Below are 12,312 nucleotides of genomic sequence, written 5' to 3'. Positions count from 1 at the left end.
GGTTCTTCTATCCGCGACCCGCTTGATATATTATGCGCCTTGGCCCTCTCCCGGCGCGGAGAGGGCTTTCGTTCAACTGGAGATGCTGGAAATGGCCGAGCCGGTTCAACCCGACAAGGAGCAGAAGCGGCTCATCCGCATGGCGGAGACCATCTCCAAGGCGCTGCCCTACATGCGTCGGCACAACGACGCCACCTTCGTCGTGAAATATGGCGGCCATGCCATGACCGACCCGAAGCTTGGCGACCTGGTCGCCCGCGACGTGGTGCTGATGAAGCAGGTCGGCATGAACCCGATTGTCGTCCATGGCGGCGGCCCGCAGATCAACAAGATGCTGGAGCGGGTCGGCATCAAGAGCAATTTCGTGAACGGGCTGCGCGTTACCGACGCCGCGACGATGGAGATCGTCGAGATGGTCCTGGCCGGCTCGATCAACAAGGCGATCGTGGCCGACATCAACGAATGCGGAGGCATCGCCGTCGGCATCTGCGGCAAGGACGGCAACCTGATCCTGGCCAAGAAGGTCACCGAGATACGCGATCCCAAGACCGGCGAGCTGCTCAAGGTCGACCTGAAGCAGGTGGGCGAGCCCGCCAAGATCAACGTCATGGTACTGGAGCAGCTACGCCGGGCCGATGTGATCCCGGTCGTCGCCCCGATCGGGTTCGGCGTCGACGACGAGTTGACCTACAACATCAACGCCGACACCTCGGCCGGCGCCATCGCCGGCGCGATGAAGGCCAAACGCCTCCTGTTCCTGACCGACGTGCCGGGCGTCCTCGACAAGGAGGGCAAGGTAATTCCCGACATGACGATCGAGCAGGCGCGCGCCCTGATCGCCGACGGCACGATCTCCGGCGGCATGATCCCCAAGGTCGAGAACTGCATCGACGCCGTGAACTCGGGCGTGGAGGCCGCCGTGATCATGGATGGCCGCGTGCCCCATTCGCTCCTGCTCGAGGTCTTCACCGAGGCCGGCGTGGGCACGATGGTCCGCCGCGCATGACCTTGAAAAGCCCGATTTCCTTGCATATTTAGGCGCAATGGCTCTCCTGCCCATCCTCACGGCGCCCGATCCACGCCTGAAAAAGAAGTCCCTGCCCGTCGAGACGGTCGACGCCGGCGTGCGGCAGCTCATGGATGACATGCTGGAGACCATGTACGACGCGCCGGGCATCGGCCTCGCCGCGCCGCAGATCGGCGTCCTGAAGCGGGTCATCGTGCTCGACATCGACCGCGAGGATACCAAGACCGGCCCGCTCTTCATGGCCAATCCCGAGATCGTCGAGGCTTCGGACGAGGACGTCTCCTACGAGGAAGGCTGCCTCTCGGTACCGGACCACTATTCCGACGTGGTCCGTCCGGCCAAGGTGACGGTCCGCTACCTCGACCGCGACGGCAAGACCCAAGAACTGGCCTGCGACGGCCTGCTGGCGACCTGCGTCCAGCACGAGATCGACCATCTCGACGGCATCCTGTTCATCGACCACATCTCCGCCCTCAAGCGGAACATGATCCTGCGCAAGCTCCTCAAGGCGCGGAAGGAACAGGAACGCGACGCGGCCGAAGGCCGGCCCGCCAGGGCGAAGGCCAAGGACGCGGAGCCTGCGATCTAGGCGGCGGCGCCTACGGGTTTCGGCCCGAACATCTCCCGCATCTTCTTCAGATAGTGCTCCTCCGACGTCGACCAGCGCAGCTCGGCGAGGAGCTTCGAATCGGCGCCAGCCGGAAAACGGATTCTGCCGTCATTTGCCGTCGCGGCCGCGAAGGTCGCTTCGGCGACTTCCAGTTCGGTGCAGTAGGGCGTGGGATAGTTCGCCATGTTCGCGAAGCAGGACTGTGTGATGGCGGCGTATTCTTCCGGGAACAGGCCCTGCATGCGCGCGCCGCCGTTGGCGGTGAGGTTGGTGGTCGGCGCGTAGCCGGGCTCGACCAGACGCGCCCTGACGTCGAAGGCGCCGAGTTCGTACGAGAGCGATTCCGTAAAACCCTCGACGGCGCACTTGCTGGCGGCATAGACCGCGACCAGCGGCATGACGCCCAGCGTAACGCTCGACGTAACGTTGACGATGGTGCCGTGTCCCTGCCGGCGCATGTGCGGGATGATGGCGCGACAGGTCGCGATGACGCCGAACGTGTTGGTCTCGAAGATCTCGCGCACGATTGCGTCGGATGTAGCTTCGACGATCGAGGCGAGGCCGATGCCGGCATTGTTCACCAGCACGTCGATGGCGCCGAAGGCTGAGAGGCCGCCGGCGATGGCCCGGTCGATGCTGCCGGCATCCGTGACGTCGAGCGGAAGCACCTTCAGCCGCGCCGAAGAGGTCGCGAATACCGCCGGATCCGGCTTCCGCATCGTGGCCAGGACGTTCCAGCCGCGGTCGAGGAAGAGTTCGGCCATCGCCTTGCCGTAGCCGGATGAAGTGCCGGTGATGAGAACTGTCTGGGCCATGTGATGCTCCGTTGGCTGTTCGACGGGCCCAGGATAGCCATCCATTTCAGATTATATATAATCTGAAGACCATGGTTAATTACAGATCGTCCAAAATGGATCCCTTCAGCGACGTCATCGGGCTGTTGCGACCCCATGCAGCCCTGTCGAAGCCGATCACCGGCCGGGGACGCTGGGGTGTGCGGTACGCCGCCTACGAACAGCCAGGCTTTGCCCTGGTCCTCGATGGCCGGTGCTGGCTGGCGCTCGACGGCGGCGAGCCGGTGTTGCTCGAGCGCGGCGACTTCGTGCTGCTGCCTGCAACCCCCGCCTTCGCTCTGTTCAGCCATCCCGGAGTCGCCTGCACGCGGGTCGAGCCCTCGGACGCGCCGGTCCGGCATGGTGATCCCGACGGTGAGCCCGACGTGCAGATGCTGGGCGGCGCCTTCCGGATCGAGCCGGTCAACGCCGCTCTGCTGACGGGTCTGCTACCGCGCATGATCCATGTCCGCGCCGCCGAAGGCGATACGACCCGCCTCGCGCGCCTCGTCCATCTGCTGCGCGAGGAATGTGAGGCCGACCAGCCCGGTCGCGAGATGATCCTGCAGCGCCTGCTCGAGGTCATGCTGGTCGAATGCCTGCGTCGACCGGGCGTCGAGGCCGATACGCTGCCGGCGGGTTTACTGGCGGGGCTGCGCGATCCGGCGCTGGCCGGCGCCCTGCGCGCCATGCACCAGGACGTGCGCGGCGGCTGGACGGTCGCGGACCTTGCGCGCCACGCCGGCATGTCGCGCTCGGCCTTTGCTGCCCGTTTCACCCAGGCGCTGGGCTGCGCGCCGATGGAGTATCTCCTGCGCTGGCGAATGGCGCTCGCGCAGGACGCGCTCGGTCGCGGCTCCAAGTCGCTCGATCGTCTCGCCGAAGAGATCGGTTACGAATCCGCCAGCGCCTTCAGCACGGCCTTCCGCCGCCGGACCGGTATCTCTCCCGGCGCGTTCGCACGCGCACGTCGAGAGGCTGCCTAGTCGATCAGCTTGCCGTCGGCGTCGAAGAACGGATAGGGGCCGTCATAGTCGCCGATGACGGCGGGATGGGTGACGAGCTGGCCGTCGTTCCACCAGTGAAGCATGAAACCCGGCGGCTCCATGCGGAAGCGGCTCGGGGCATCGGGATGGATGTCGAGCGCGACCTGGTGCGCGGGGCTGGGGCAGGTCAGGACGGGCCGGCCGCCAACCTGGGCGTGGATCGTGCGATGGAGATGGCCGCACAGGATGAGTTCTACCTGGCGGTGACGCGCCACGATGTCGGCAAAGGCCTCGCGCCCCAAAAGGCCTATCTTGTCCATGTGGCCGATGCCGGTGGCGAAGGGCGGGTGATGCATCATCACCAGGGTGGGCACGTCGGTCCGGTCGGCCAGCGTACGGTCGAGCCAGTCGAGCCGCTCCTTGCAGAGCTCGCCGCCACCCTGTCCGGGAATCAGCGTGTCGAGGCCGATGAGGCGCAGCGGATAATCGTCGATCGCAAACTGGAGGAACTTCCCCATCGCCGGCAGGTAGCCGCCGTCGCGGAAGGCCGCGCGCATTGCCTCGCGCTCGTCGTGATTGCCGGGGATGGCGATGATGCGCTGTTTGATCGGTGCCAGGATCGACTTCAGGTGATCGTATTCTTCCGGTCGTCCGAGATCGACCAGGTCGCCGGTCAGCAGGACGATGTCGGGCTGCGGGCTCAGCGCCAGCAGCTCCTGCACGCAGCGCCGCAGCATGCCCGCGGTGTCGACCTTCCGGTAGGCGAGCTTGCCCGGTAGCTTGATATGGGTGTCGGTGATCTGGGCGATCAGCATGGCAGACTCCTCACAACACCAGCAGGCCACGCGGGTCGATGGCGAGCCCCACCGGGTCGCCATGGCTGAAGTCGCGCCGCGCGGTGCTTTCGATCACCAGCGGCTGCGCCTCGCCCACATCCACGAACAGGCGCGTACGGTCGCCCAGGAAGAACGCGGCCGCGACCGTGCCGCTCAGCCCGGTCGCCTCGCCGCTCTCGACGACGCGGATGTCCTCGGGCCGGAACAGGATCTCGGTGGCGGCGGCCGGCGCTTGCGCCCAGGCGACGCCGCCCGCCCTGCAGGTGAAGGTGCCGTTGCGCACCGAGCCGGTCAGGCGGTTCATCGTGCCGATGAACTCGGCGACGAAGCGCGTGGCGGGGCGCTGGTAGATCTCGCGCGGCTTGCCGATCTGCGCGACCCGGCCGTGTTCCATGACGACGATGCGGTCGCCCAGCGCCATCGCCTCGGCCTGGTCGTGCGTCACATAGATCGCCGTGATGCCGAGCGACCGCAGCAGCGAATCGATCTCCAGGCGCAGCGTGTCGCGCAGCTTGGCGTCCAGCGCGGTCAGCGGCTCGTCCAGCAGCAGGGCGCGCGGCCGCACGGCAATGGCACGGGCCAGCGCCACGCGCTGGCGCTGGCCGCCCGAGAGCTGGTCGATGCGGCGGTCCGCGAGTCGCGTGATCTGCATCATCGCCAGCATCTCCGAGACGCGCGCCTTGATCTCGGCCTCGGGCACCTTGCGGATGCGCAGGCCATAGCCGACGTTCCCCGCCACCGTCATGTTGGGGAACAGCGCATAGGACTGGAAAACCATGCCGACGTTGCGCTGCTCGATCGGCAGGTGTGTGACGTCGACCCCGTCGAACAGGACCTTGCCGCCGGCATCGGGCTCCTCGAGCCCGGCGATGATGCGCAACGTCGTCGTCTTGCCGCAGCCCGACGGGCCGAGGAAGACGACGGTCTCACCGGCATGGATGGCAAGATCGAGCGGCTCCAGCGCGCGCGTGCCGTCGGCGAAGGTCTTGGCGCAGTTCGCGAGCGAAATGGAGACGGGTTTGGCGGTGTCGGTCATTCGGCATCCTCTGCCACGAACTTCGCCGGGCGCGGCTTGGCGAAAGCCTGCAGCGCCAGCAGGAGCGGCATGATCATCAGGAAGAAGACGAGGGTGTAGGCACTGCCGACTTCGAGCCGCAGCGAGGCATAGGCATCGGCGAGGCCCACGGGCAGCGTCTTGGTGAAGGGCGTGTGCAGCAGCCAGGTCATGTTGAATTCGCCCATCGACAGGGTCACGACCATCAGCGAGCCGGCGAGGATGCCTTGCCGGCAGTTCGGCAACACGATGTCGCGGAAGCGCGGCCAGAAGCCGGCGCCGAGCGATGCCGCGCCCTCTTCGAGCGTCCTGAGGTCGATGGCGCTCAGCACCGCCAGCACGCTGCGCACCATGAAGGGCAGGGTGAAGAGCACGTGGCCCACCAGGATGAAGGCCCACGAGGTGCGGAAGCCCGAGAGGCTGCCATAGGTCACGATCAGCGCCAGCGCGGTCGCGAGCCCCGGCACCGCCACCGGCAGCACAAGCATTTCTTCCAGCGCCCGCGTGAGCGCGGTCTGCCGCTTGGCCAGCACGTAGGCGGCCGGCACGCCGATCACCAGCGTCACGGCGAGGCAGGCGAGCGACAGCCCGATCGAGAGGAAGATCGTGTCGCGATAGCCGTTCCACACTTCCATGACCCAGCGCAGGGTGAGGCCGCTCTCGATGCCGACGAAGTAGTTCACGGTGAGGCCGGCCATGATCGACAGGATCACCGGCACCACCAGGAAGGCGCAGACCAGCAGGGTGAAACCGAGCTGGAGGTAGAAGAGACCGCGGCGCTTCATGTCAGCCCGCCGCTGCAACGCTGGAACCGGCGGCCGTGCGCGCCAGCGCCAGCACCAGCCAGGTGACGATGCCCAGCACGAAGCTCAGCGCCGCCGCCATGGCGATGTTCGCCGACAGGGTGAACTCGGTATAGATCACCATCGGCAGCACGTTGATCCTGGCGGCGAGCGTGAAGGCGGTGCCGAACGCGCCGACCGCCGTCGCAAAACAGATCGCGCCCGCGGAGATGAAGGCGGGCTTCAGGCCCGGGATGATGACATCCAGCAGCACGCGCCACGGCGAGGCGCCGAGCGACCGCGCTGCCTCCTCGAGCTTGGGGTCGAGTTTCTCGGCGGCCGCCATCACGGTGAGGATGGTGCGCGGGATCGAGAAGTAGACGTAGCCCATGAACAGGCCGGACAGCGTGTAGGCGAAGACAAGCTTCTCGCCGGTCAGCGCCTGCGTCACCTGGCCGATCAGCCCCTGGCGGCCGGCCAGCATGATCACCATGAAACCGATGACGACGCCGGGGAAAGCCAGCGGAAAGGTCAGCATCGATACGAGGAGGGCATTGCCGGGAAACTTGTGCCGCTGCAGGAACACGCCGGAGATGCCGCTGATGACAAGCGTCGCCGCCGTCGTCGCGGCCGCCACGCCGAGGGTCGAGAACAGACTGTCGAGATAGAGGGAATCGGTGAGGATGGCGGCATAGGCCGCCCAGCCGGTCTTGCCACTGCCGCCTATAAAGAACAGCCGCGCCATCGGCAGCAGGAAGAACGCCGCGAAGACGATGCCGGCCGGCAGCAGCAGAAGGATCAGTCGGCGGGTTTCATGCCGCATTTGCTCGTAGTCCTCAGAGCTCGATATCAAACTCCGTCGTCTCGACCGGAGCGCGCAGCGCGGAGCGGAGAGACCTTCTCTCCACGATTTGCCGGCTTTTGGTGGAGAGAAGGTCTCTCCGCTCCGCACCTTCGGTGCTCCGGTCGAGACGACGGGGTTGGTCAGATTGGAACGGCGGGGCGGCCCTGAAACCGCCCCGCCGTTCCGTGCTGGACGTCAGTTCACTTCCTTGCGGTAGCGCTCGACGATCTGCGGCTGTGCCTTGGCGAGGTTCTTCAGGTCGACCGGCTTGGCGCGGGCATATTCCGCGTCGGGCAGGAACTTGGCCTTGGCCTCGGCCGAGAGCCGATCGGCGAAGACCGGGCGCAGATAGGCGTTGCCCCACATCGCCTGGCTGTCGTCGGACAGGACGAAGTCGAGCACCTTCTTGCCGTTCTCGGCATTCGGGCCCTTGTTCACCAGCGCCATCACGTAGGGGAACACCAGGGTGCCCTCCTTCGGGATGACGAACTGCACCGGCGCCTTGTCGGTGTGCTGGCCGCGATAGGCGTTGAAGTCGTAGTCGAGCAGGATCGGGATCTCGCCCGAGATCACGCGGGCGTACGAGGTCTGCTTCGGCACGATCGGCTGGTTCTTGGCCAGCTCCTTGAAGAACTTGATGGCCGGATCGAGATTGTCGTAGGTGCCGCCCAGTGCCAGGTTGATGGCCATCACGCCGAGCTGGCCGACGGCGGCCGAGGTCGGATCGAGATAGCCGACCAGGCCCTTGTATTCGGGCTTCAGCAGGTCGGCCCAGCTCTGCGGCACCGGCTTGTTGCCGAGTGCGGCTTTGTTCACGAACAGGCCGAGCGTGCCGGAGTGGATGGTGAACCAGTTGCCATCCGGGTCCTTGAGGTCGGCCGGGATCTTCTCCCAGTTCTTCGGCTTGTAGGGCGTCAGAACGCCGGCATCCTTGGCCGGGTCGGCCGCGATGCCGCCGAGATAGGTGACATCGGCCACCGGGCTGCCCTTCTCCGCGATCAGCGCGGCGATGGCCTGGCCTGAGTTCTTGTTGTCCGGCGGCACGGTGATGCCGAGCTTCGCCTGGATGGCCTTGAGCTGCGAACCCCAGTCGGCCCATTCCGGCGGGCAGTTGTAGCAGATGGCCCGCTGCTGGGCGGCGGCGCCGGTGACGGTGCCGAAGGCGGCGAGGCCCAGGGCGGCCACGATGGCCAGTTTCTTCAACATGAGATCAACCCCTCCTTGTTTGACTTGTCGATTCGCTGGACGCGGTTTCATCGGACCAGGTGACGAGCCGGACCCCGGCCTCGCTCAATTGCCGGGCGATGGCGGCCGGCACCGGACGATCGGTGAAGACGGCGCTCGCCTCGGTGATGGTGCCGCCCCGCACCGTGCCGCCGCGGCCGAACTTGGAATGATCGAGGACCAGGAAGCGCTGGCGGCAGTGGGCGGCGAGCGCGCTGCGCATCGTCACCTCGTCGGTGCTGAAGTCGAGCAGGGTGCCGTCCTCGGCGACGCCGCCGACGCCGTAGATGCCGATGTCGGCGGCGAAGCGGCCGAAGAAGCCGTGCGCCTCGCCCGCCACCACGTCGCGGTCGAGGTTGCGCAGGCGGCCGCCGGCGACGGTGATCTCGCAGGAGGCGCTGCGGCTCAGCGCCAGCGCGACATTGAGGTTGTTGGTCATGACCCGCAGCCCGGCATGGTCGGCCAGCGCCAGCGCGCATTGCTCGGGCGTCGTGCCGATGCCGAAGAACAGCGAGGCGCCGTCCGGCACCTCCCGCGCCACCAGCCGGGCGATGCGGCGCTTGGCGTCGATGTTCAGCACCTGGCGGGCGGGATAGGCGAGGTTCTCGCCCTCGGGCGGCAGCTCGACGCCGCCATGGCGCCGGCGCAGCAGGCCGCGGTCGCAGAGCAGGTTGACGTCGCGGCGGATCGTCTGCGGCGTGACGCCGAACTGGAGGGCAAGCGCCTCTATCGCCTGGAAACCGTCCCCGCGGACGCGTTCGACGATGGCGCGGGCGCGTTCTTCCGCCTGCATTCCCGGATCCTGAGCCCGTTTCCTGTCCCGATCGATCTGCATGGTTCGAATGAACTCTGCAGGCCGTTGTTTTCGTTCATATGACTTTCATATGAACATTCGGTGTCGTCAAGCGAGCGTGGCCGGGAGTCGCTTTTTCCGTTTCGTTTGTTTCGTTTATCTCGTCTGTTTCGTTTATTTGCAGGATCCTGGATGTTTCCTGCAGCCTGCTAATTCCCCGGACCCTTCCGAAGGCTCTCGTAGAGTCCGACATTGTTCAGGAGCACGTCCTTCAGCCCCTGCCGCACCGTCTCGGAATTGAGCGCCTGCGTGCTCAGGGCATTGTGGGCGTCCAATGCGCCCATGATGGCGTTCACGATTTCGGTTTTCAAGTCGGGCGAATTGGCGAACTGTTCCTTGGTGTTGTTCACCGCCTGCTGCCGCAGCGTCTCCGACTCCAGCAGCTTCCCCTTGATGACGTTGTTCACGTACACCAGCTTGTCCTGGTCCGAGAGATCGCCCTCGAACAGGTCGTTTACCTTCTCGATGATCTCGCTGAGATAGGCCTTCTCCTTGTCCTGCAGGCTCCCGCTGCCGGCTTCGGTGATCGGATCGAGCTTCGGCGTCTCGCCGCCGCCGAGCGGCATGGCCTGCTTGCCCAGGTCCTTCAGGTGATGGTGCGTGAGGACGATCTTCGAGACGTCGATCTGTTCGCGCTCGCGACCGAATTCGAGCAGGGGAATCAGGCGCTTGTAGAAGATCGCGCGCTTCTCGATGGCGGTGTTGCCGTAGTCGTAGATCTGCGACAGGAACGTGTAGAGCCGGACGAACGCTCCCATGTCCGCCTTGAACAGCTTCAGGGCCTCCAGCTCGTCATGCGCGTTGGCCGCCGCATTCTCCTGCTGCTTCTCGGTGGCGAGCCTCAGCGCTTCCTGCGCCGCCTTGTACCGCTTGATCACCCGGTCGTGCACCGGCTCCAGCGCCGCCACCAGATCGCCCTGCTTCGACTTGGGGTCGAGGTCCACCTTGACCACGCGATCGACCTCGAATTCGTCATAGTGTCCCACGGCATCCAGCTTGGCGCGCAGGTCGAAGATCAGGTTGGGGTCGGTTGTGCCCGAGAGTTCCGCCGTCGTGTAATAGACCTTGAACGCCTCCAGCACCTCCATCGCGTCGTTCACGAAATCGAGGACGTAGGTCGTATCCTTGCCGGGGTGGGCGCGGTTGAGGCGCGACAGGGTCTGGACGGCCTGGATACCGGCGAGCCGCTTGTCGACATACATGCCGCAGAGCAGCGGCTGGTCGAACCCGGTCTGGAATTTGTTCGCCACCAGCAGGATCTGATACTCGTCGCCCTTGAAGGCCTCGCGGATGTCGCGGCCCTTGAGGTTGGGATTGAGCGCCTTGCTGTTCTCCGTGAAGGCGTCCGGACCGGACTCCTTGTCGTTCACCTCGCCGGAGAAGGCCACCAGCGTGCCGATCCCGTAGCCGCGCGCCTTGATGTACGTGTCGATCGCGAGCTTCCAGCGCACCGCCTCGACTCGGCTGCCGACGACCACCATCGCCTTGGCCTTGCCGTCGAGCAGCGGCGCCACGAACCGCCGGTAGTGCTCGACGACGATCTCGATCCTCTGGGCAATGTTGTAGGCGTGCAGCCGCACCCAGCCCATGATCTTCTTCAGCGCCGCGCTGCGTTCGACCTCGGCCTCGTCATATTCCTCGCCCTCGTGGGCCAGTTTGAAGGCCAGCTTGTAGGACGTGTAGTTCTGCAGCACGTCGAGGATGAACTTCTCCTCGATCGCCTGCCGCATCGAATAGACGTGGAACGGCGCCGGCACATTGTCGGGCGCGGGCTTGCGCGTCGGGTCGGGCCGCGTGCCGAACAGCTCCATGGTCTTGTTCTTGGGCGTCGCGGTGAAGGCCACGAAGGTGATCCCCCGGTCCTCGGCCCGCGTCGCCATCTGCGCCGCGAGAACGTCCTCGCTGCTGACCTCCGCGCCCTCCTCGATCTCCTTCAGCTCCTCGGGCGACAGCACGGCCTTGAGCTTCGCCGCCGCCTCGCCGGAATGTGAGCTGTGGGCCTCGTCGGCGATCACCGCGAAGCGCTTGCCTTGCGTCGCCGCCAGCTCACGCACCGCCTCCAGCGCGAAGGGGAAGGTCTGGATGGTGCAGACCACGATCTTCTTGTCGCCCGACAGCGCCTCGGCGAGCTTGCCGCTCTTGCTGCCCTCCTTGTTGGTGATCGTCGCCACCACGCCGGTGGTGCGCTGGAAATCGAACAGCGCCTCCTGGAGCTGCGCGTCGATCACGTTGCGATCCGACACCACCAGCACGGAATCGAAGACCTTCTTGTGCTTGAGGTCGTGCAGCTCGGCCAGGAAGTGCGCTGTCCAGGCGATGGAGTTGGTCTTGCCCGATCCTGCGGAGTGCTGGACGAGGTACTTGCCGCCGGCCCCCTCCGCCAGCACCGCCGCCTGCAGCCTGCGCGTGACGTCGAGCTGGTGAAAGCGCGGGAAGACGATCCGCCCGATCTGCTTCTTCTTGTCCCGCTGCGCGATCAGGTAGCGGCCGATGATCTCCAGCCAGCTCTCGCGCGCCCAGACCTCTTCCCACAGATAGGCCGTGCGGTGCCCGCCCTTGGGATTGACCGGATTGCCGGCGCCGCCCTCGTTCCCCCGGTTGAAGGGCAGGAACACCGTCGCCGGCCCGTCCAGCCGCGTGACCATCCGGACTTCGGCATTGCTGACCGCGAAATGCACCAGCGCGCCGTGCGGGAAGGAGAGCAACGACTCCGGCGCCTGGCCTTTCGGCCGGGGCAGCCGGTCGAAGCGATACTGGTCGATCGCATCGGCGACGCCCTGGGTGAAGTCCGTCTTCAGCTCCGCCGTCGCCACCGGCAGACCGTTGAGGAACAGTACCAGATCGATGCTGTTCTCGTTGTGCAGGGAGTAGCGGACCTGCCGCACCACGCGCAGCCGGTTGGCGGCGTAGCGGGCGAGGATGTCGGGGTTGAGTCCGAAGGCCGGCTTGAACTCCGCGAGCTTCAGTGGCTGCTTGAGCCCCAGCAGCTCGATCCCGTGGCGCAGCACGTCGAGCGTCCCGCGCTTGTCGAGCTGTTCGCGCAGGCGGGCCAGCAGGGTTTCGCCAGCCTTGGCGCCGTGATTATTGTTCAGCGCTTCCCAGGCCGAGGGCTGGGCATCCTGCACCCAGGCCAGAACATCCGACGGAAACAGCGCCCGCGCGCGGTCGTACTTGGTGGCATCGGCCTCGGCGTAAAACCAGCCGTTCGCCTTGAGATGCTGGCAGATCTCCGTCTCGAAGCTGATTTCCTTGTGCAGGCTCAT

11 protein-coding genes are annotated in these 12,312 nt (G+C 66.0%); 3 read left to right on the top strand and 8 right to left on the bottom strand.

Annotated features, from left to right (window positions below; translation table 11 throughout):
* Positions 1-91 precede the first annotated feature (91 nt).
* Complete coding sequence (argB, locus tag EPO41_RS25240; RefSeq protein ID WP_296331497.1) at positions 92-1,006, top strand: acetylglutamate kinase; 915 nt, start codon at positions 92-94, stop codon at positions 1,004-1,006.
* 37 nt (positions 1,007-1,043) lie between these two features.
* Positions 1,044-1,616 (top strand): peptide deformylase, encoded by a 573-nt coding sequence (gene def / locus EPO41_RS25235; protein WP_296331496.1) that lies wholly within the window; start codon positions 1,044-1,046, stop codon positions 1,614-1,616.
* Here the strand turns inward: def and EPO41_RS25230 are convergent.
* The gene (locus tag EPO41_RS25230) at positions 1,613-2,452 is read right to left on the bottom strand and encodes an SDR family oxidoreductase (RefSeq protein WP_296331494.1); all 840 of its coding nucleotides are present in this window, start codon (positions 2,450-2,452) and stop codon (positions 1,613-1,615) included. The two genes, def and EPO41_RS25230, sit on opposite strands and share 4 nt — an antisense overlap.
* Before the next feature lie 95 nt (positions 2,453-2,547).
* Here EPO41_RS25230 and EPO41_RS25225 point away from each other — a divergent pair, with 95 nt between their 5' ends.
* The gene (locus EPO41_RS25225) at positions 2,548-3,456 is read left to right on the top strand and encodes an AraC family transcriptional regulator (protein WP_296331492.1); all 909 of its coding nucleotides are present in this window, start codon (positions 2,548-2,550) and stop codon (positions 3,454-3,456) included.
* On the opposite strand, the gene EPO41_RS25220 is transcribed toward EPO41_RS25225, so the two are convergent.
* From EPO41_RS25220 to EPO41_RS25190, 7 genes are all read right to left on the bottom strand, one after another.
* Complete coding sequence (locus EPO41_RS25220; RefSeq protein WP_296331490.1) at positions 3,453-4,271, bottom strand: phosphodiesterase; 819 nt, start codon at positions 4,269-4,271, stop codon at positions 3,453-3,455. The genes EPO41_RS25225 and EPO41_RS25220 overlap by 4 nt on opposite strands.
* A 10-nt stretch (positions 4,272-4,281) precedes the next feature.
* Positions 4,282-5,328, bottom strand: a complete 1,047-nt coding sequence (locus EPO41_RS25215; protein ID WP_296331489.1) for an ABC transporter ATP-binding protein — start codon at positions 5,326-5,328, stop codon at positions 4,282-4,284.
* Positions 5,325-6,131, bottom strand: coding sequence for an ABC transporter permease subunit (locus EPO41_RS25210; RefSeq protein WP_296331487.1), 807 nt, complete (start codon positions 6,129-6,131; stop codon positions 5,325-5,327). The genes EPO41_RS25215 and EPO41_RS25210 overlap by 4 nt, the downstream gene beginning before the upstream one ends.
* A 1-nt stretch (position 6,132) precedes the next feature.
* Positions 6,133-6,951 carry an ABC transporter permease gene (locus EPO41_RS25205; RefSeq protein ID WP_296331485.1) on the bottom strand — a complete coding sequence of 273 codons (819 nt, stop codon included), beginning with the start codon at positions 6,949-6,951 and terminating at the stop codon, positions 6,133-6,135.
* A gap of 216 nt (positions 6,952-7,167) precedes the next feature.
* The gene (locus EPO41_RS25200; protein WP_296331754.1) at positions 7,168-8,175 is read right to left on the bottom strand and encodes an extracellular solute-binding protein; all 1,008 of its coding nucleotides are present in this window, start codon (positions 8,173-8,175) and stop codon (positions 7,168-7,170) included.
* 7 nt (positions 8,176-8,182) lie between these two features.
* Positions 8,183-9,031: a DeoR/GlpR family DNA-binding transcription regulator gene (locus EPO41_RS25195; protein WP_296331483.1), complete on the bottom strand. Its 849-nt coding sequence runs from the start codon at positions 9,029-9,031 to the stop codon at positions 8,183-8,185.
* Positions 9,032-9,198: 167 nt separating this feature from the next.
* Positions 9,199-12,312, bottom strand: a complete 3,114-nt coding sequence (locus EPO41_RS25190; RefSeq protein WP_296331481.1) for a type I restriction endonuclease — start codon at positions 12,310-12,312, stop codon at positions 9,199-9,201.

The organism is Reyranella sp., from assembly GCF_004297265.1.
Classification (GTDB): domain Bacteria; phylum Pseudomonadota; class Alphaproteobacteria; order Reyranellales; family Reyranellaceae; genus Reyranella.
This window is presented reverse-complemented; position numbering and strand designations above follow the sequence as displayed.